15 protein-coding genes are annotated in these 19,416 nt (G+C 68.6%); 5 read left to right on the forward strand and 10 right to left on the reverse strand.

Translation table 11 applies throughout. The features are described from left to right. The first annotated feature begins 25 nt into the window (after positions 1–25). Both CP983_RS11480 and CP983_RS11485 read left to right on the forward strand, forming a co-directional pair. The gene (locus CP983_RS11480) at positions 26–2,191 is read left to right on the forward strand and encodes a RecQ family ATP-dependent DNA helicase (protein WP_150499531.1); all 2,166 of its coding nucleotides are present in this window, start codon (positions 26–28) and stop codon (positions 2,189–2,191) included. Between the two features lie 314 nt (positions 2,192–2,505). Further along, on the forward strand, positions 2,506–3,141 hold the full coding sequence (locus CP983_RS11485; RefSeq protein ID WP_125527928.1) for a hypothetical protein: 636 nt from the start codon (positions 2,506–2,508) through the stop codon (positions 3,139–3,141). A gap of 321 nt (positions 3,142–3,462) precedes the next feature. Here CP983_RS11485 and CP983_RS11490 read toward each other — a convergent pair whose 3' ends face one another. The 3 genes from CP983_RS11490 to CP983_RS11500 form a co-directional block, all read right to left on the reverse strand. Then, on the reverse strand, positions 3,463–4,104 hold the full coding sequence (locus CP983_RS11490) for a hypothetical protein (protein ID WP_150499532.1): 642 nt from the start codon (positions 4,102–4,104) through the stop codon (positions 3,463–3,465). A gap of 68 nt (positions 4,105–4,172) precedes the next feature. Beyond that, the gene (locus CP983_RS11495) at positions 4,173–4,874 is read right to left on the reverse strand and encodes a ribonuclease HII (protein ID WP_150499533.1); all 702 of its coding nucleotides are present in this window, start codon (positions 4,872–4,874) and stop codon (positions 4,173–4,175) included. An 82-nt stretch (positions 4,875–4,956) separates the two neighbouring features. Next, on the reverse strand, positions 4,957–5,580 hold the full coding sequence (locus CP983_RS11500) for a TetR/AcrR family transcriptional regulator (RefSeq protein WP_150499534.1): 624 nt from the start codon (positions 5,578–5,580) through the stop codon (positions 4,957–4,959). 187 nt (positions 5,581–5,767) lie between these two features. Between CP983_RS11500 and CP983_RS11510 the strand changes: the two genes are divergently transcribed. After that, complete coding sequence (locus CP983_RS11510) at positions 5,768–7,315, forward strand: MFS transporter (protein ID WP_125527926.1); 1,548 nt, start codon at positions 5,768–5,770, stop codon at positions 7,313–7,315. A 401-nt stretch (positions 7,316–7,716) separates the two neighbouring features. Here the strand turns inward: CP983_RS11510 and CP983_RS11515 are convergent, their stop codons facing one another. From CP983_RS11515 to CP983_RS11525, 3 genes are all read right to left on the reverse strand, one after another. Next, positions 7,717–8,628, reverse strand: coding sequence for an ADP-ribosylglycohydrolase family protein (locus tag CP983_RS11515; RefSeq protein WP_150499535.1), 912 nt, complete (start codon positions 8,626–8,628; stop codon positions 7,717–7,719). Between the two features lie 12 nt (positions 8,629–8,640). After that, positions 8,641–9,300, reverse strand: a complete 660-nt coding sequence (locus CP983_RS11520; RefSeq protein ID WP_030944720.1) for a histidine phosphatase family protein — start codon at positions 9,298–9,300, stop codon at positions 8,641–8,643. A gap of 129 nt (positions 9,301–9,429) precedes the next feature. Continuing rightward, positions 9,430–10,035 carry a YdbC family protein gene (locus tag CP983_RS11525; protein WP_150499536.1) on the reverse strand — a complete coding sequence of 202 codons (606 nt, stop codon included), beginning with the start codon at positions 10,033–10,035 and terminating at the stop codon, positions 9,430–9,432. Between the two features lie 156 nt (positions 10,036–10,191). Here CP983_RS11525 and CP983_RS11530 point away from each other — a divergent pair, with 156 nt between their 5' ends. After that, positions 10,192–10,725, forward strand: a complete 534-nt coding sequence (locus tag CP983_RS11530) for a TerD family protein (protein ID WP_150499537.1) — start codon at positions 10,192–10,194, stop codon at positions 10,723–10,725. 155 nt (positions 10,726–10,880) lie between these two features. Here the strand turns inward: CP983_RS11530 and CP983_RS11535 are convergent, their stop codons facing one another. Together CP983_RS11535 and nrdR are read right to left on the reverse strand one after the other, a co-directional pair. Next, entirely contained in the window at positions 10,881–13,775 is a 2,895-nt protein-coding gene (locus CP983_RS11535) for a vitamin B12-dependent ribonucleotide reductase (protein WP_107907466.1), read from the reverse strand. 163 nt (positions 13,776–13,938) lie between these two features. Beyond that, positions 13,939–14,508 carry a transcriptional regulator NrdR gene (nrdR, locus tag CP983_RS11540; protein ID WP_030944710.1) on the reverse strand — a complete coding sequence of 190 codons (570 nt, stop codon included), beginning with the start codon at positions 14,506–14,508 and terminating at the stop codon, positions 13,939–13,941. A 564-nt stretch (positions 14,509–15,072) separates the two neighbouring features. On the opposite strand from nrdR, the gene lexA reads away from it, so the two are divergent. Beyond that, positions 15,073–15,852: a transcriptional repressor LexA gene (gene lexA / locus CP983_RS11545; RefSeq protein ID WP_030944708.1), complete on the forward strand. Its 780-nt coding sequence runs from the start codon at positions 15,073–15,075 to the stop codon at positions 15,850–15,852. Positions 15,853–16,055: 203 nt separating this feature from the next. Here the strand turns inward: lexA and CP983_RS11550 are convergent, their stop codons facing one another. Together CP983_RS11550 and CP983_RS11555 are read right to left on the reverse strand one after the other, a co-directional pair. Beyond that, positions 16,056–18,044 carry an ATP-dependent DNA helicase gene (locus CP983_RS11550; protein ID WP_107907464.1) on the reverse strand — a complete coding sequence of 663 codons (1,989 nt, stop codon included), beginning with the start codon at positions 18,042–18,044 and terminating at the stop codon, positions 16,056–16,058. Positions 18,045–18,484: 440 nt separating this feature from the next. Further along, positions 18,485–19,405 carry a GNAT family N-acetyltransferase gene (locus tag CP983_RS11555; protein WP_150499538.1) on the reverse strand — a complete coding sequence of 307 codons (921 nt, stop codon included), beginning with the start codon at positions 19,403–19,405 and terminating at the stop codon, positions 18,485–18,487. Positions 19,406–19,416: the final 11 nt, after the last annotated feature.

Genomic DNA, 19,416 nt, shown 5'->3' on the forward strand with positions numbered 1-19,416 from the left:
AGTCCCGTCCTGTTGTATGGAACCCATGGAACACACGAGCAACGCGGATCTGCGGACGGCCGCCGACGCGGTCCTCGCCCGCCTCGTCGGGGATGACACCGGCACGGCCCGGCTGCGCGAGGACCAGTGGCGAGCGATCGAGGCACTGGTCGCCGACAGACGCCGCGCGCTCGTGGTCCAGCGGACGGGGTGGGGCAAGTCCGCGGTCTATTTCGTGGCCACGTCCCTGTTGCGGTCCCAGGGCAGCGGGCCCACCGTGATCGTTTCCCCGCTGCTCGCCCTCATGCGCAACCAGGTCGACGCGGCCGCCCGGGCCGGCATCCACGCACGCACCATCAACTCCTCCAACACCGAGGAGTGGGACACGATCCAGAGCGAGATCGCCGCTGGTGAAGTCGACGTGCTGCTCGTCTCGCCGGAACGCCTCAACAACCCCGACTTCCGCGACCAGGTACTGCCCAAGCTGGCCTCGGCGACCGGCCTGCTCGTGGTGGACGAGGCGCACTGCATCTCGGACTGGGGCCATGACTTCCGTCCGGACTACCGACGGCTGCGCACCATGCTCGCCGACCTCCCGCCCGGAGTGCCCGTGCTGGCGACGACCGCCACCGCCAACGCGCGCGTGACCGCCGACGTCGCCGAACAGCTCGGCACCGGGGGCACGTCGGACGCCCTGGTGCTGCGCGGCCCGCTGGACCGCGACAGTCTGAGCCTGAGTGTCCTGCGTCTACCGGACGCCGCGCACCGGATGGCCTGGCTCGCCGATCACCTCGACGACCTGCCTGGCTCGGGCATCATCTACACGCTCACGGTGGCCGCCGCCGAGGAGGTCACGGCCTTCCTGCGGCATCGCGGGCACACGGTTGCCTCCTATACCGGCAAGACGGAGAACGCCGACCGCCAGCAGGCCGAGGACGACCTGCTCGCCAACAGGGTCAAGGCCCTGGTCGCCACCTCCGCGCTCGGCATGGGCTTCGACAAGCCTGACCTGGGCTTCGTGGTGCACCTCGGTTCGCCCTCCTCCCCCATCGCCTACTACCAGCAGGTCGGTCGTGCCGGCCGCGGCGTCGAGCACGCCGAGGTGCTCCTGCTTCCCGGACAGGAGGACGAGGCGATCTGGCAGTACTTCGCCTCGCTCGCCTTCCCGTCGGAGGACCTGGTGCATCGCACGCTCGATGTCCTCGCCCGGTCGGACAGGCCGCTGTCGCTGCCCGCCCTGGAGCCCCTCGTCGAGCTGCGACGCTCCCGTCTGGAGACCATGCTCAAGGTCCTGGACGTGGACGGCGCGGTCCACCGGGTCAAGGGCGGCTGGATCGCCACCGGGCAGCCTTGGGTGTACGAGGCCGAGCGCTACGACTGGGTCGCCCGGCAACGCACGGCCGAGCAGCAGGCGATGCGCGAGTACGCCTCGACGACGGGCTGCCGCATGGAGTTCCTCCAGCGTCAGCTCGACGACGAGGGAGCCAAGCCCTGCGGCCGCTGCGACAACTGCGCGGGCGCGCGCTTCACCGCCGATATGTCGTCCGTCGCGCTGGACGCCGCGCGCGTCGACCTGGGCCGAGCGGGCGTCGAGGTGGAGCCGCGCCGCATGTGGCCGACCGGCCTCCCGGCGATCGGCGTCGACCTCAAGGGACGTATCCCTGCCGGTGAACAGGCTGCTCCGGGGAGGGCTTTGGGGCGGCTGTCGGACATCGGGTGGGGCAACCGTCTACGACCGATGTTCGCGCCCCACGCCCCTGACGGGCCCGTGCCCGACGACGTGGCGAAGGCAGTCGTGGGCGTCCTGGTCGACTGGGCCAAGGGGCCCGACGGCTGGGCTTCCGGGGCTCAGGACGCAGTACCGCGCCCGGTCGGCGTGGTCACCATCGCCTCGCGCACTCGGCCGCAGCTGATCAACTCCCTTGGCGCGCGTATCGCGGAGGTCGGCCGACTCCCGCTGCTCGGCTCCCTGGAGTACTCCGGTGAGGGCTCTTCGGTCTCCCGGAGCAACAGCGCACAGCGGCTGAAGGCGCTGGACGGCGCGTTGAACGTGCCTGGTGATCTGGCTTCGGCACTCTCCGAAAACCCGGGCCCCGTGCTGCTGGTGGACGACTTCACGGAGACGGGCTGGACTCTCGCTGTCGCCGCCCGCATGCTCCGGCGCGCGGGGGCACAGGGGGTCATGCCATTGGTTCTGGCCGTTCAGGGGTGATCGCGGCCGACTCGAACCATGGCCGCCAAGTCCGCGGCATCCAGGGCGTACACCCTCGCCGGATGGGTACGACCTAGTTGCGTACGGTCGCCCCATGCGTCTCACAGTCATGCACTGGGTAGGGATATAACCCGCGCACCGTCAGATATCGGTCGGTGGCCCCAATTGCTCGTTGCCGCATTCCGGTTCGGCAGGAAGAATTGGAGTCCGCTCCCCGTGCGGCTCGTCCGTGATTCGGATGGGCTCTGCTGCGGCGTGCGCTCCCCCGAATCCGATCTCGCCCGCAGTGTGGGCGCGTAGCCGAAGGGAGGACCGTGACCTTCGGATTCGCTCCGTCCTCCGCGGCATCCATGTCGACGTCAGCCGACCTGTCCGCCGCATCCGCCAACTCCCTGGCCCGCATGCTCGAACCCGCGGAGTGGGCCGCTGCGGGCATTCCCCTGCTGCGCAATCCACGCGAGATCGTCAGCGGTCTCCACTCACGGCACCGCCCCAGGCCGGCGACCGCGATCGTCGCCGTGCTCGACGCGGAGGAACGGCTGCGGGCGAGTGCTTCGTTCACCCGCCGAGCGGCCCCCGCCGACGGCTGGATGTTCCGCAACTCGCTGCTCTCGCAGTTGCGCCGGGTCATTCCGCACGACCTGCGGCGCCGCACTCCGGTGCGCACCGCCGTGCTGCTCTACTGCCGCGAGGGCGACGCCCGTTGGACGGAGGAGGACGGTGCATGGATGTGGGGCCTGAGGGACGCCTGCACCCTGCACGGCCTGCGCTGCGGGGCGTACATCACGCTGACGAATGACGGCTGGCAGGTCCTCGGCGAGGGACGCGGCGGCCGCCGCCCCAACGCCGACTCGTCACCCGAGCCTTTCGCGACGTCCGAGTCACCGGTCCCGCTGCCACGCACAGGCGGCGCGGCCTCGGAGGTCCTCCGTCGCGCAGCTGCTCGCTGAGCGCAGAAGACCGCGCAGCTGCCCGCTGAGCACACAGGACATCTGCGCCCCTCAGGAGCGGACGCTCCCTGAGGACACGTACCGAAGCTCTCAGCCGACAACTCGGTACGGCGAACACCGTCGCGGCCTAGGACGGCTCGGAAACCGGTCCACGACGACAACGTCGTACATGGACCCGCCCCCCGAACCCACGGGCCTGCGCACGACGAGTTCCCCACTCGTGCGTGCACTCCAAAGGCCCCACCGTGCGAAGACGCCGTCACAGCGGCGTTCCATCCCCCGGCGTGCTGCGGAACGTCCTTCGGACGAACCGGAACCGGATCAGACGCCCGCGCCCAGCACCGAGTTGATCCGCTGCGCGTCACCGCAGACGATCAGCAGGGCACCGGCCTTGCCAAGAGCCAGTGGCAGGACGTCGGCAGCTGCGGTGTCGGAACCGCCGTTGACGGCAACGACGATCACGGGGCGCGCCGTGGCGCGGCTCGCGACGGAGGCGTCGGCGTAGAAGACGTCGTCGCCGGCGTCGTGCTGCGCCCAGTAGGAGGTGTCACCGAAGGACAGCTCGTGGGTGGCCCACGGGTGCTGTTCGCCGGTGGTGATCACCAGTACCTCGCCGGGAGCGCGACCCGAGTCGAGCAGCAGGTCGACGGCTTCCTCGGCAGCGTCGAGCGCCCCCTCGGGCGAGGCCGGGATCAATTGGATCTGCGGGGTCGCCGACGCCGGAGCGGGGGCGACCGAAGCAGCGGGGCCCGACGGTCCGGGCTTGGCACCGGCCACATCACGCGGCGCACGTTGCACCGGCGGCGCGGGCCGCACGGGCCCGGGTCGGCCGGGACGCGACGGAGCCGCGGGACGCGGGCCGGGTACGGGACGGGGGGTCGGCGCGGTACGGCCAGTGGCCGGCGTGGCGCGGGGACCCTGGGCACTCTCGTGAATCTGAGGCTCCTCGGGAATGAGAGGCATGAGTTGATGTCTATCAAACGCTGGTACGGCTCGCGTCAGTGGGTGGCACATGAGTGCGAGCGGAATCGTCAGAAATCGAAGCCGAGCTGACCCTCGATCTCCGGAACGCTTCCGTCCACCCAGGTGCGCACCTTCTTGAGGTGCTGCCACTGAGGCAGCGCATCAAGATACGCCCACGACAACCGGTGGTACGGGGTGGGTCCCCGCTCCGCCAGTGCGGCCTTGTGCACGGGCGACGGATACCCGGCGTTGTCCGCAAAACCGAAGTCTGCATGGTCGATACCCAGTTCGGCCATCATTTTGTCGCGCTGGACCTTGGCGATCACCGAGGCCGCCGCGACCGCCACGCAGGACTGATCGCCCTTGATCACCGTACGGACCCTCCAGGGCGCCCCGAGATAGTCGTGCTTCCCGTCGAGGATCACGGCGTCGGGGCGGACCGGAAGGGCTTCCAGGGCGCGGCACGCTGCCAGTCGCAGCGCGGCCGTCATCCCGAGCTTGTCGATCTCCTCCGGAGAGGCGTGCCCGAGGGCGTACGACGTCACCCACGTCCGCAGCACGACGGCGAGTTCATTGCGGCGCTTGACGGTGAGCAGCTTGGAGTCGGTGAGTCCTTCGGGGGGCCGGCGCAGTCCGGTGACCGCCGCGCAGACGGTGACGGGTCCGGCCCAGGCACCGCGCCCCACCTCGTCGACACCGGCAATGATCTTCGCTCCGGTCGTGGCTCGGAGGGAGCGCTCGACGGTGTGAGTAGGCGGTTCGTACGGCATGGCGCCCTTAGCCTACGCCGCCCCGAACCCGCTTCGACACCCTGGTTCCCCGAAGTGATCTCCGGACCGGTGCAGCGATGCGTCAGTCAGCTGTCGGGCGGAGCAGCGGGACCATGAGCTGGTCGATCATCTCCTCCAGATCCCCGTCTTCCCATTCGCTCCCGCACATCTTTGACCGGTACATCATCATCGCCGGGATGGCGTCGAAGACGTAGCTGTTCGCCGCGTCCTCCCGCACCTCTCCCCGCTCAATTCCACGGGTGATGGCCTCGCGCAGCAACGCGATCGTCGGCTCCACGACACCCTCGAAGATCACACCGTGAAACCGCTCCGCCTGGAGGGTGTCGCATTCGTGAATCACCGACCGCAGGGCGAAACCGGGGCGCGAGTACATCGCCTCACGCGCCTGCCGGCACAGCGCCAGCAGGTCCTCGCGCACGCTGCCGAGGTCGGGGGCCGACTCGAAGTTCGGCAGTCCGGCCCGCAGCGCGTCGGCGACGAGGTCCTCCTTGGACGGCCAGCGACGGTAGACGGCGGCTTTGCCCGTCTGCGCACCGGCGGCGACGCCCTCCATGGTGAGGCCGTTCCAGCCGACGGTACTGAGTTGCTCCAGTGCGGCTTCGAGGATCGCGCGTTCGAGCACAGCGCCGCGCCGACGGAGGGAGGCCGCTTGAGCGGGGGCGGACGTCCAGCGCGAGGTAACCATCTGAGCGTCTCCAACAAACAGGGGAAGCGGGGATTCCGGGGACATGGAACTCACCACGCGGCAACTAGGGGGGACATGCCGCGCGACGACAATACGAGTGAACGCTTGCGTTCACTACCGGGGACTCACTACGGTTGTCGCGACAGTGAACGCGAGCGTTCACTAAGGCACTTGTGGGGGACCCATAGTGACAACCTCTCAGTTGATCAAAGATCAGATACCAGGTGCGGCACGCCGGCAGGGACATCCCGGCATCGCGCTCACCGTCATCGCGGCCTGCCAACTCATGGTGGTACTCGACGCGACGATTGTGAACATCGCACTCCCGCACATTCAAGACGCGCTCAAGTTCAGCACGACCGACCTCACCTGGGTCGTCAGCTCCTACACGCTCACCTTCGGCGGCCTGCTGCTTCTGGGCGGCCGCGCCGGTGACATCCTGGGCCGCCGCCGGGTCTTCATGACCGGCATCCTGCTGTTCACGCTCGCCTCGCTGCTCGGTGGACTGGCCCAGGAACCCTGGCAGTTGCTGGCCGCGCGTGTGCTCCAGGGCATGGGTGGCGCGATCGCGTCGCCCACCTCGTTGGCGCTCATCACCACCACATTCCCCGAGGGCCCGGAACGCAACCGGGCCTTCGGCGTCTTCGCGGCCGTATCCGCGGGTGGTGGAGCGATCGGTCTGCTCGCGGGCGGCATGCTCACCGAGTGGCTCGACTGGCGCTGGGTGCTCTTCGTCAACGTGCCCATAGGCATCGTGATAGCCGTGCTCGCGCCGCTGTACATCAACGAGTCCGAACGGCACAGCGGCCGTTTCGACATAGCGGGCGCGGTGACCTCGACGGCCGGTATGGCCTCCCTGGTCTACGGCTTCATCCGTGCGGCAGACGAGGGCTGGCGGGACAGCCTGACCATCGGATCCTTCGCCGCCGCGGTGGTCCTGCTGCTGGCCTTCGCGTTCATCGAATCGCGGGCCAAGGAGCCCATCACCCCGCTGAAGATGTTCGCCGACCGCAACCGCTCGGGCACGTACGTGATCATGCTCAGCCTCGCCGCGGCGATGTTCGGCATGTTCTTCTACATCGTCCTGTTCGTACAGAACGTGCTCCAGTACAGCCCGATCGAGGCCGGTCTCGCCTTCCTGCCCGTGACGGTCGTGATCGCGCTCGGAGCCGGCCTGTCGCAGCGTTTCCTTCCGGTGCTCGGCCCCAAGCCGTTCATGCTCGCCGGCTCGGCGCTCGCGGCGATCGGGCTCGCCTGGCAGACCCTCATCACCGCGGACAGCTCGTATGCCGGCGGAGTGCTCGGTCCGATGCTCGTATTCGGCTTCGGCATGGGTCTGAACTTCGTGACACTGACGATCACCGCGGTGTCCGGTGTCGCCCAGCACGAGGCCGGTGCCGCGTCCGGGCTTCTCAACGCCACGCAGCAGGTGGGCGGTTCGCTCGGCCTGTCCATCCTGACGACGGTCTTCGGCACCGCCAGCAAGGACGAGGCGGAGAAGCAACTGCCGAAGTTCATGGCGGAAGGGTCGGCCGAGCAGAAGGCGGAGTTCGCCAAGACGCACCAGCTGCCCGGCTCCTGGGGCCACGAAGTGCTCACGCAGGGCATCTCTACCGGCTTCGTGGCGGCCGCCTCGATGGCCGTCATCGCCCTGGCCACCGCGTGGTTGGTGATCCGGGTCCGCAAGAGCGACCTGGACGCCCTCTCCGGGACGGCGGGCCCGATGGCCGGCTGATCCGGCCGGGCCCGCGAAGGGCCGCGGATGGCCGGATCCGGTCCGGGGGACCGAAGGCGAGGGCGCCGATCCGGCCATCCGCACCGCTGTCGCGGCTGCCGCCATCCGCACCACGGTCACAGGTACCGCGATCGGCACGGCTGCCACAGCTACAGCCTCGGGGCGAGTCGTATTGGGGCGGGCAAGCCACAGCCCGCCCCAAACGGCAGCCGCCACGACGAACAGCACGCCGAGCACCGACGCGAACGCCATGACCCCACCCCCTGTGCCCTCGCGTGTCACCAGCGCGTGCGGCCCCACCGGTCGCACACCCACTGCCACGACAACGGACCAGCGGTCACGCAGAGTTCCCGGGATGCACAGAAAGTTATCGAGTGCTCCGGCAGGACGACCGAACCGCCCTAGGCGGTCATCGCCGTCGGCGCCCACTCGGGCAGAGCCTCGGTCCGCTCGAGCCACTGGGCTGGCGCCGATCCGGCCTTCCCAGAGCCGATCACACCGCCCACGATGGCGCACGTGGTGTCGACGTCACCGCCGACCTGCGCGGTCGTCCAGAAGGCCCGCTCGTAGTCGCCCAGGGCCCGCGCGGCGGACCAGAGGGCGAAGGGCACCGTGTCGTGGGCCGTCGTACGCCGTCCGCAACCCAGGACGGCCGCGACGGTGCCAGCGTCGCCGTAGTCGAGCATGTCCCGTGCACGTCGTAGACCTGCCCCGACCGCGCTCTTCGAGACCAGAGCGATGACGTCATCCAGGAGCGATTCCGGGCTGGGCGGCCCGCCAGGGGCCGCGGCCAGCGCGGCAGCCGCGGCGACGGCCATGGCGCCGACCACGGCCTCGCGGTGCTGATGCGTCGGGTAGGCGGAGATCTCGGCTTGGTGGGTCGCCTGCTCGGGATCGTCCGCGTACCAGGCCCCGAGAGGTGCGATCCGCATCGCGGCGCCGTTACCCCAGGAGCCCCGCCCGTTGAAGAGCGCGGCCGACAGCTCGCGCCAGTCCCCGCCCTCCCTGACCAGGCGCAGCAGCCGGTTGACCGCGGGCCCGTAGCCGCGGTCGAAGTCGTGGTGCTCGGCGAAGGAGCCGGCGAGGGCGTCCTGGTCGATGCGGTGGTGGGCAGCCAGGACGGCGACCACGGAGCAGGCCATTTCCGTGTCGTCCGTCCACTGCCAGGGACCGGGCGGGAGCTCGCGCCGCTTCAGCAGCGGATAGTTCACCGGCACGAAGAACTGCGAGCCGAGGGCGTCCCCCACCGCGAGTCCGCGCAGGCTGGTGAGGGCGCGGTCCAGGCGCCCTTCGGGGGAGGAGTCAGCGGTCATCGCCCTGCCACTCTATCCGGTGATCCCGTACGGTTCCGGGTCACGCCAGCGTTCGAACGGCCGGTCAAGCGTGTACTTGCCGTCGTCCCCGAGAACGAGCATCCGCATCTCCGCGTTCCCGGGGTTCGACAGCGACTCGAAGTCGGCGACCGTCCAGTGGAACCAGCGCATGCAGAACAGCCGCATGGCCAGTCCATGGGTCACGAGCAGCACGTTCGGCGGATGATCGGGCGCCTCGAAGCTGCGGTACAGGCTCTCCAGGAAGTTGCCGACCCGGTCGTACACGTCGGCGCCGGACTCGCCCTGGGCGAAGCGGTAGAAAAAGTGGCCGTAGGCGTCCCGGTAGGACTTCTGGAGGCGTACGTCGTCGCGGTCCTGCCAGTTCCCCCAGTCCTGCTCGCGCAGGCGGGGCTCCTCGCGCACCCGTATGAGCTCGGGGTCCAGGTGGAAGGCGCGCAGGGTCTCGTGGGTACGGCGGTAGGGCGAGACGTACACGCTGACTCGCTCGCGGCCGAAAACCTCCCTCAGGCGTTTACCCGTCTCCTCCGCCTGCCGCCAGCCCCGCTCGGTCAGGGCCAGCGCGTGGTCGGGCTCACGCTCGTAAACGGTGTCATCAACATTGCCCGTTGACTCCCCGTGTCGGACAAGGACGATGCGCCGTGGTCGTGCCATGCCAAAACCCTAGATCGGCCGACGGCCGATCGAGCACTCATACGGGCTCCATACGGCGTAGGTCACACATTTCCTGTATCACCGGCCACATCAAGACACCGATACATCGCGTTTGGATTTCAAACCGAGTCAGACCGTCCAGGTCGCCTCGAGCTCCACGATGTCACCCGTAAGGGCCGCGACATCCGCCTCGATCTGGGCGCGCAGCGCCAGTCGCTCCACGCGCTCGGTCCGGTACTTGCCGTGCTCGGCGGCCGAGTGCCACATCGACAGCACGAGGAACTCGGGGCCCGGTGCCTCACCGAACAGTCCGCGGATCATGCCCGGGGAGCCGGCCATGGCGGGGTTCCAGACCTTCTCCTGCATGAGCGTGAAGTGCTCCGCGCGTTCCTCGTGGACACGGCAGTGGGCCACCCGGACGAGGTCGGCGTCGGTGAAGCGCGGCTCGAAGCCGGTCTTCACGTCGAAGCGGTAGTCGAACAGTTTGACCTGCATGTCCTTGAACGTGCCGGACTGGGCCGCGGCCAGCCGGTCATGGGAGCGGGCCATGAAGGAGTCGTAGAAGGAACGGCTCTCCCAGAACGAGAAGATGTGCGCCACTCCCTGCCGCCCCCGGCTCCAGCCACCACCCTGCCCCCGAAATCCCGGCTCCCCCAGAAGCCCCGCCCATTTTCGCTGCCCCCGCTCGAAGCCGCGGCGGTCCACCACGGTGCAGCGAATCCACTTGACCAGCACCGCGCCATGGTAAGGCCACTCAGCGTGGCGTCGGTCACGGTCGGCGCCACTGGTCCCCCACGCGTGATCCCGCGCGCGTGGCAGGATGGACAACCGGCCTTGTCCGCAGGGCAGTTCAGGCTGGGAGCATTCGCATCACGGGGAAGGGGAAGCCTGGTGAACGCCATCAACAAGGGAACCCGGAAAGTCGAGATCTCGCTCAAGTGGGATCCCAGTCCGGCCGGGCAGCCGCCCACCGATCTGGACATAGTGGCTGCGACCTATCTGACGAGCGATCCTTACGGTGATCCCGCCTACGTGGTGCACTTCGACAGCCGCTCTCCCGACGGCACCATCTATCTCAACCGGGACAGCAAGGACGGCAAGGGCTTCGGCTGGGACGAGGTGCTGACCGTGGAGCTCGACCGGCTCGACAGGCGGTACGCGCGCGTGCTGGTCGGCGTCGTGATCCAGCAGCGCCCGGCGGAGCGCACCTTCGTCAGTGTCATCAAGCCGGCCCTGCGCATCCGCGAGGGCTACACCGTCATGGCCGAGGACGACTTCGGCGGGGTACTCGGATCGACAGCGGCCACGGTCGCGGAGTTCGTGCGCGAAGGATCGAGCACATGGGAGTTCCGCGCGGGTATCCGCGGCTTCGAGGACGACCCGGCGACGTTCACGGCGGTCATGGGCAGGGCCGGCCAGCCCTGAGAGTCGCTCGCACACGCGCGTGACGTAATCGCCCACGCGCGGGCCGTACAACGAAGAGGGGCGCCGACATGTCGTCGGCGCCCCTCTTTGTGAGCTACCTGCCGTCAGAGCCCCTCAGGGGCTGTCCGACGGCCGGGGCCGAGCCCCGGGCGGTGTCAGCTGCAACCGCTGGTCGAGCCGCAGCCCTCGCAGATGTAGCAGGAACCGGCGCGCTGCATCTTCGTGCCGCAGGAGAAGCAGAGCGGGGCGTCGGCCTGGATGCCCAGCTGCATCTCCACCAGCTCGGCGCTGGTGTGGGCCTGCTGCGGAGCGGGCTTGGCCACCGAGGCCTCGGCCTTCGGCGCGGCGACGGCCTTCAGCTCCTGGGCGCGGGGCGCCGACTGGGCCAGACCCTCGACGTCGACCTCGTCCTCGTTGGGCTCGTAGGAACCCGTCTCGAGGTGACGCTGACGCTCCTCGGCGGAGTGGATGCCGAGCGCGGAGCGCGTCTCGAAGGGCAGGAAGTCCAGCGCCAGGCGACGGAAGATGTAGTCGACGATCGACTGCGCCATCCGCACGTCCGGGTCGTCCGTCATGCCGGCCGGCTCGAAGCGCATGTTCGTGAACTTCGAGACGTACGTCTCCAGCGGCACGCCGTACTGGAGGCCGACGGAGACCGCGATCGAGAAGGCGTCCATCATGCCTGCGAGCGTCGAGCCCTGCTTGGACATCTTCAGGAAGACCTCGCCGAGACCGTCGTCCGGGTAGGAGTTGGCGGTCATGTAGCCCTCGGCGCCGCCGACCGTGAAGGACGTGGTGATGCCGGGACGGCCCTTCGGGAGACGCTTGCGGACCGGGCGGTACTCGACGACCTTCTCGACCGTCTCACGGATGGTGGCCTCGGCCTTCTCCGTGATCTCGGCCTTCTCCTTCTCCTTGGTCTTCGCGGAGAGGGGCTGACCGACCTTGCAGTTGTCGCGGTAGATCGCGAGCGCCTTGACGCCCATCTTCCAGGCCTCGAAGTAGATCTCCTCGACCTCCTCGACGGTCGCCGACTCCGGCATGTTGACCGTCTTGGACAGGGCGCCGGAGATCCACGGCTGGATCGCGGCCATCATCCGGACGTGGCCCATCGCAGAGATGGAGCGCTCGCCCATGGCGCAGTCGAACACCTCGTAGTGCTCGTGCTTGAGGCCCGGGGCGTCGACGACATTGCCGTGGTCGGCGATGTGGGCGACGATCGCCTCGATCTGCTCCTCCTGGTAACCCAGGCGGCGCAGGGCCTGCGGGACGGTGCCGTTGACGATCTGCATCGAGCCGCCACCGACCAGCTTCTTGAACTTGACCAGCGCGAGGTCGGGCTCAAGACCGGTGGTGTCGCAGGACATCGCCAGACCGATGGTGCCGGTCGGGGCGATGACGGACGCCTGGGAGTTACGGAAACCGTTCTTCTCACCGAGACGCTGCACGTCCTGCCAGGCCTCCGTGGCGGCGGCCCAGATCGGCGTGTCGAGGTCGTCCATGCGGACGGCCTTGCCGTTGGCGTCGGCGTGCTGCTTCATGACGCGCAGGTGCGGCGTCGCGTTGCGGGCGTAGCCGTCGTACGGGCCGACGACCGCGGCGAGTTCGGCGGAACGGCGGTACGACGTGCCGGTCATCAGGGAGGTGATGGCACCGGCGAGGGCACGGCCGCCGTCGGAGTCGTACGCGTGGCCGGTCGCCATCAGCAGGGCGCCGAGGTTGGCGTAGCCGATGCCGAGCTGGCGGAACGCGCGCGTGTTCTCACCGATCTTCTGCGTCGGGAAGTCTGCGAAGCAGATGGAGATGTCCATCGCGGTGATCACGAGCTCGACGACCTTCGCGAAGCGCTCGACGTCGAAGGACTGGCTGCCCTTGCCGTCGTCCTTCAGGAACTTCATCAGGTTCAGCGAGGCGAGGTTGCAGGACGTGTTGTCCAGGTGCATGTACTCGCTGCACGGGTTCGAGCCGTTGATACGGCCGGACTCCGGGCACGTGTGCCAGTGGTTGATGGTGTCGTCGTACTGGATGCCGGGGTCGGCGCAGGCCCAGGCGGCCTCGGCCATCTTGCGGAACAGGGCCTTGGCGTCGACCTCTTCGATGACCTCGCCGGTCATACGGGAGGTCAGGCCGAACTTGCCGCCCGACTCGACCGCCTTCATGAACGTGTCGTTCACGCGGACCGAGTTGTTGGCGTTCTGGTACTGGACGGACGTGATGTCGTCGCCGCCCAGGTCCATGTCGAAGCCCGCGTCCCGCAGGGCGCGGATCTTCTCCTCTTCCTTCACCTTGGTCTCGATGAAGTCCTCGATGTCGGGGTGGTCGACGTCGAGGATGACCATCTTGGCCGCGCGGCGGGTGGCGCCGCCCGACTTGATCGTTCCTGCGGAGGCGTCGGCACCGCGCATGAAGGAGACCGGGCCCGAGGCGTTGCCGCCGGAGGACAGCAGTTCCTTGGAGGAGCGGATGCGGGAGAGGTTCAGGCCGGCGCCGGAGCCGCCCTTGAAGATCATGCCCTCTTCCTTGTACCAGTCGAGGATCGACTCCATGGAGTCGTCGACGGACAGGATGAAGCAGGCGGAGACCTGCTGCGGCTGGGGCGTGCCGACGTTGAACCAGACAGGGCTGTTGAAGCTGAAGATCTGGTGCAGGAGGGCGTACGCCAGCTCGTGCTCGAAGATCTCCGCGTCGGCGGGCGAGGCGAAGTACTTGTAGTCCTCGCCGGCCTTCCGATACGTCTTCACGATGCGGTCGATGAGCTGCTTGAGGCTCACCTCGCGCTGCGGGGTGCCGACGGCACCGCGGAAGTACTTGCTGGTGACGATGTTGACCGCGTTCACCGACCAGAAGCCGGGGAACTCGACGCCGCGCTGCTCGAAGTTCACCGAGCCGTCGCGCCAGTTGGTCATGACGACGTCACGGCGCTCCCAGGCCACCTCGTCGTACGGGTGCACGCCGGGGGTGGTGTGGATGCGCTCGATACGCAGTCCCTTGGTCGCCTTGGTGCCCTTGGCGCGGGAACTCCGTGCCGGACCGCTCGCCGTCTCTGTCATGCCGCCTCCCTGTACGGGCTAAAACGCCCTGAAGTGCCCCGATGTTCCCCGTGGCACGTGTTGTGTCTGGTGCTGCGAGCACCCTCTGATCGCCGCCCGCAGCAGGTCTTCTGTCGCCGCTCTCTCGGCCGGATCCCGGTCTGATGTCCGGATCCGGCCCGCCCTAGTCGGCGGCGTTGGCGGGCACGGGGACTTGTGCAGTCCCTCCGGACCCGCGGTGGTCTTCCTGGCCCCCCGTGACTGCGCCCACGTCGTCCTCGCGGTCGTCCTCGTCCGCGGCGGGGCGTCCCGTCGGTTCCCTCAGCTCTGCGATCGCGGCCTCGAAGTCCTCGAGCGAGTCGAAAGCCCGGTAGACGGAGGCGAATCGCAGGAAGGCGACGAGGTCGAGTTCCTGCAACGGGCCCAGTATGGCCAGCCCCACGTCGTGGGTGGTCAGCTCGGCGCTTCCGGTGGCCCGCACCGCCTCCTCGACCCGTTGGCCGAGCTGAGCGAGCGCGTCCTCGGTGACAGGTCGTCCCTGGCATGCCTTGCGCACGCCGTTGATGACCTTGGTACGGCTGAACGGTTCGGTGACTCCGGACCGCTTGATCACCATCAGCGAGCATGTCTCCACGGTCGTGAAACGACGGGAGCAGTCAGGACACTGGCGGCGCCTGCGGATCGACGTGCCGTCGTCGGTCGTACGGCTGTCGACGACACGGCTGTCGGGGTGCCTGCAGAAGGGGCAGTGCATAACTCCAACCCTCCTTCACAGCAGACTCAATAGCCTCGCTGGACCTCATGGGCCCCGCGAAGCAGCCCCAAGCATAGGCGATCTCCGAGGGTCCGAAGACCGGGGGGACCACAACTTCTGGGCTGCTGCTGCAATCCAACCACTAGATGTGGGGATTGGCTCATACATCCAGGCCGTATGCGCGTGTCGCACGGACATGGGCAGGTGGCGCACTGCCACGCCCGTCCGCCAGACACTCCGATGCACAGCCGTATCCCTGCGGCACATACGGAGATACCGTGAGCGCCACACGGAGGCGACGTGGGACTCCCGCACAGATGGGGGTCGCTTCCCAGCTGAGCTGATCCCGGATGGCAGACTGGGGCAACAACCCACGAGGTCGTCAGCCCGGCGGTGAAGAGTACAACAATGGACCCTTTTGCCCGCCGGACAGCTCGTTAGCCATACACCCCGACACGCGATCACGTAAGCCGATTCGCGATTTTTCACTCGAACGTGTGTTTGGCGCAACCTTTCGAAAGCAACTACCGTTGTGCAGCAGGGAGACCATCGAGAGGGGCCGACGTGACCACCACCGCAGACAGTGCCACCATCACTGCCCAGGACCGCTCCCAGGGCCGACTCGAGCCGGTGCATGCGATGAACGAAGCCATGAATCCCGAGGGACAAAAGCGTTCCCTTCCGGGTCGACCTCCCGGCATCCGGGCGGACAGCTCAGGGCTCACCGACCGCCAGCGCCGTGTCATCGAGGTCATCAGGGATTCCGTGCAGCGTCGTGGCTACCCGCCGTCGATGCGGGAGATCGGCCAGGCGGTCGGCCTGTCCAGCACGTCCTCGGTGGCGCACCAGCTGATGGCACTGGAACGCAAGGGCTTCCTCCGTCGGGACCCGCACCGCCCGCGCGCGTACGAGGTGCGCGGCTCCGACCAGGCCGCATCCGTGCAGCCCACGGACACCGCCGGCAAGCCCGCAGCGTCGTACGTCCCGCTGGTCGGCCGCATCGCCGCCGGTGGCCCCATCCTCGCCGAGGAGTCGGTCGAGGACGTCTTCCCCCTCCCCCGGCAGCTGGTCGGCGACGGCGAGCTGTTCGTGCTCAAGGTCGTCGGTGACTCGATGATCGAGGCCGCGATCTGCGACGGCGACTGGGTCACGGTCCGTCGTCAGCCGGTCGCCGAGAACGGCGACATCGTGGCCGCGATGCTCGACGGCGAGGCCACCGTCAAGCGCTTCAAGCGCGAGGACGGCCACGTCTGGCTCCTCCCTCACAACTCCGCGTACGAGCCGATCCCCGGCGACGACGCGACCATCCTGGGCAAGGTGGTGGCAGTGCTGCGGCGCGTGTGACGGCTGCGGCGGGCGAACCGATAGGCGTCGCCCCTTGACCGGGCCCCGGGACCTCTGCGCCGGTTCCGGGGCCCTGTGCTGTTCGGGTGCGCGGGACCGACGGCATGACCGTCCGGTACTGGGACCGGACCCGGTGTCCGCGGCTTTTGGACCAGTGGTTAGCCTGTCGCGGTGCCGCGACAGGCTAACCACGGTGGTCTCGGCTACTTCGCCGCTGCTTCGGCCTCCGCCTGTGTCGCTGACGCATCGATAGCGGCCAGCGATTTCCTGACCTGATTACGGTCCGTCGTGTACCAGAAGTCGGGCAGTGACGCCTTCAGATAGCTCCCGTACCGGGCTGTGGCCAGCCGCTGGTCCAGTACGGCCACCACGCCCTTGTCCCCCGATGCCCGTACGAGGCGCCCGGCGCCCTGGGCCATGAGCAGTGCGGCGTGGGTGGCGGCGACCGCCATGAAGCCGTTGCCGCCGGCGTCCTCCACCGCCTTCTGGCGGGCGCTCATCAGTGGGTCGTCGGGGCGTGGGAACGGGATCTTGTCCATGACGACCAGCTGGCAGCTGGGGCCGGGTACATCGACGCCCTGCCAGAGGGAGAGCGTGCCGAACAGGCAGGTCTTCGGGTCGGCGGCAAAGTTCTTGATCAGCTCACCGAGCGTCTCCTCGCCCTGGAGGAGGATCGGGAACTCCGGAATGCGGGAGCGGAGCTCCTCGGCCGCCAGCTGGGCTCCTCGCATCGAGGAGAACAGGCCGAGCGTGCGGCCGCCGGCCGCCTGGATCAGCTCGGTCAGTTCATCGAGCATGTCGGCGCGGTCGCCGTCCCGCGCGGGGCGCGACAGGTGCTTGGCGACGTACAGGATGCCCTGCTTGCGGTACTCGAACGGTGAGCCGACATCCACGCCCTTCCACTGCGGGAGGTCATCGCCCTCCGTGCCCTCCGGAGCGAGTCCAAGTGAGGCGCCGACACCGTTGAAATCGCCGCCCAGCTTCAAGGTCGCGGAGGTCAGAGTGACGGAGCGGTCGGCGAAGAGCTTCTCCCTCAGCAGACCCGACACCGACATCGGCGCCACGCGGAGGGACGCGCCGAAGCGGTCGTGTCGCTCGTACCAGACGACGTCCCACTCCGAACCGTTGGTGATCCGCTCCGCCACGTCGTGCACCGACTCGACGGAGGCGAGCGCCTGCTTGCGGACCGCGTCCTCGTCCTGCACCGACTTGTCGCGGGTCGCGCCGATTCCGGAGATCACGGTGCGGCAGGCGTCGCGCAGCGCCATGAGCGCGTAGGCGAGGTCTTCCGGGATCTCCTCCAGGCGGCCGGGCAGCGCCAGCTCCATCAGCCGTTCGAAGCCCTCGGCGGCTGTCTGGAGCTGGTCGGCGGCCTTCTCGTTCACGAGCTTCGCTGCGCGGCGCACCGCGCGGTTTACCTGGCCCGGCGTGAGCTCGCCAGTGGCGACTCCAGTGACGCGGGAGACCAGTTCGTGCGCCTCGTCGACGATCAGGACCTCGTGCTGTGGAAGGACCGGTGCGCCCTCGATGGCATCGATCGCGAGCAGCGCGTGGTTGGTGACGACGACCTCCGAGAGCTTGGCCCGCTCCCGGGCCATCTCGGCGAAGCACTCCGCGCCGTAGGCGCACTTCGTGGCGCCGAGGCACTCCCGCGACGACACCGACACCTGTGCCCAGGCGCGGTCGGACACACCGGGCGTCAGGTTGTCGCGGTCGCCCGTCTCCGTCTCGTCCGCCCAGTCGCGCATCCGGAGCAGGTCCTGGCCCAGCTTGCTGGTGGGTGCGGCTGCCTCGAACTGGTCGAAGAGGCCCTCCTCCTCGTCCTGCGGGACACCCTCGTGCAGGCGGTGCAGACACAGGTAGTTCGACCTGCCCTTGAGCATCGCGAACTCCGGACGCCGGCGCAGCAGCGGGTGCAGTGCGTCGACGGTGCGCGGCAGGTCCCGCTCCACGAGCTGGCGCTGAAGCGCCAGGGTGGCCGTCGCCACGACGACGCGCTCCCCGTGCGCGAGCGCGGGCACGAGGTAGCCGAGCGACTTTCCGGTGCCGGTGCCGGCCTGGACGAGCAGGTGGGTGCCGCCGTCGATCGCCTCCGCGACGGATTCGGCCATAGTCACCTGGCCAGGGCGCTCCGTGCCGCCAACAGCAGTGACAGCGGCATGCAGGAGTTCGGGGAGTGAGGGCTTTTCCATAGAGCGACCACCCTACGACTCGGCACTGACAAACGAGCGCCCACGGTCGAGCCCGGGGGCTGTATCAAGACCGGGTGATCGGCTGGTGAGGATCGGACCGGTTCGGGTGGCGGTGGGATCGGGTCGAGTGGGTGCGGGATCTGTTCGGTCGTGGTCAGGGAAGGTTCGGGTGGGTGTCGGGTGCGGTCGCTGCGGTCGGTTGCGCGCCGAATGTGATCAAGATCGGTCGACTTTGGCCGGGGTGATTTCGGGGTCGGGGCTGGGTGGTTCGGTGCGGTCATAGGGCTGGGGAGCTTTGAGCGCTAGCGAAGCCGATCGGTTGAGGCTCCGGTCGCGGTGGGTCCACGCAGAGATCGACTCGGCCTGAATTCGGTTCGTCGGGAGTGGGAACCGGATCGGCGTGGGCGGTGTACCAAAAGTGACGACGTTGCGACGCGCCGTCACAGCAGGTGACGCAGGCTCCGGTCTCTGATCATGAGGGCGGCCCGCTTGGCGGGCAGGTCGATCTCGGCGGCGAACCGGAAGCCGGCGGTCAAGAAGGCGGCGACGGAAGGGGTGTTGCGAATGTCCGGTTCGGCGACGACGCGAGCGCAGGCGGGCCGCTTGTCGAGTGCGAGATCGGCGACGGCTCGGAGAAGAGTTCCGCCGAGTCCTCGCCCTCGATCACCCATGCCACCGATAAGGAGATGGACTCCGGTGTCGTGGGGCCTGGCCGGGTAGTGGCGGGCCAGCGGGTCGAGATCGGCTCGGTAGATCTCCCAGTAGCTCATCGGCGTGCCTTCCAGCAGGCCCATGCACGGGACGCTGCGTCCGTCGCCGGCGAGCTGGGATCGCAGGTGCTCCTCGATGGCGTTGTCCGGTCCCGCAAGGCCCCAGAACGCTGTGACGGCAGGGTCGTTCATCCAGCGGCTGATGATCGGGAGGTCTCGCTCGATCCGTACGGGTACTAGGTGCAGTGCCCCTGCCGGGGTGCTGAGCGGGCCCCAGTCTGCGACGCCGCCGAGGAGATCGTCGGGGTTCGGGGTGGTGGAAGCGGGCGGGGCCTCAGAGGCACACGTGGTTGTGCCTGCGCCTGCGCCGGCACGCTCGGCGGTGGCAGCGCTTGTGGCTGACGCGCTGGCTGGCCCTGCCGTTGTGGTTGCCGTTGCGGCTTCGCCAAGGCTTCGGCTCCCGTCGGCGCCGGTGTCCTCCGCGAAGAGCGCGACGAATTCGTCGGGCAGATGCAGGTCCAACGTGTCCTCGCTGTCTGCGCCCGCGTCGGCAGCCGGGCCGATACGGCTCTCAGGAGCGGTCGGACTCGTGGGGCCGGTGTCGGTGACCGGGGCGGTACCTGCGTTGGCACTCGCGTCGGTGGGAGGCACGGGGACGCTCC

The organism is Streptomyces chartreusis (assembly GCF_008704715.1).
In the GTDB taxonomy this organism is placed as follows: Bacteria; Actinomycetota; Actinomycetes; order Streptomycetales; family Streptomycetaceae; genus Streptomyces; species Streptomyces chartreusis.

What these genes read in the sequence shown, in the direction of transcription:
- CP983_RS11480 (WP_150499531.1), top strand. Translation starts at nt 26, where the DNA reads ATGGAACACACGAGCAACGCGGATCTGCGGACGGCCGCCGACGCGGTC.
- CP983_RS11490 (WP_150499532.1), bottom strand. Translation starts at nt 4,104, where the DNA reads ATGCCTCTCATTCCCGAGGAGCCTCAGATTCACGAGAGTGCCCAGGGT.
- CP983_RS11495 (WP_150499533.1), bottom strand. Translation starts at nt 4,874, where the DNA reads ATGCCGTACGAACCGCCTACTCACACCGTCGAGCGCTCCCTCCGAGCC.
- CP983_RS11500 (WP_150499534.1), bottom strand. Translation starts at nt 5,580, where the DNA reads ATGGTTACCTCGCGCTGGACGTCCGCCCCCGCTCAAGCGGCCTCCCTC.
- CP983_RS11515 (WP_150499535.1), bottom strand. Translation starts at nt 8,628, where the DNA reads ATGACCGCTGACTCCTCCCCCGAAGGGCGCCTGGACCGCGCCCTCACC.
- CP983_RS11520 (WP_030944720.1), bottom strand. Translation starts at nt 9,300, where the DNA reads ATGGCACGACCACGGCGCATCGTCCTTGTCCGACACGGGGAGTCAACG.
- CP983_RS11535 (WP_107907466.1), bottom strand. Translation starts at nt 13,775, where the DNA reads ATGACAGAGACGGCGAGCGGTCCGGCACGGAGTTCCCGCGCCAAGGGC.
- nrdR (WP_030944710.1), bottom strand. Translation starts at nt 14,508, where the DNA reads ATGCACTGCCCCTTCTGCAGGCACCCCGACAGCCGTGTCGTCGACAGC.
- CP983_RS11550 (WP_107907464.1), bottom strand. Translation starts at nt 18,044, where the DNA reads ATGGAAAAGCCCTCACTCCCCGAACTCCTGCATGCCGCTGTCACTGCT.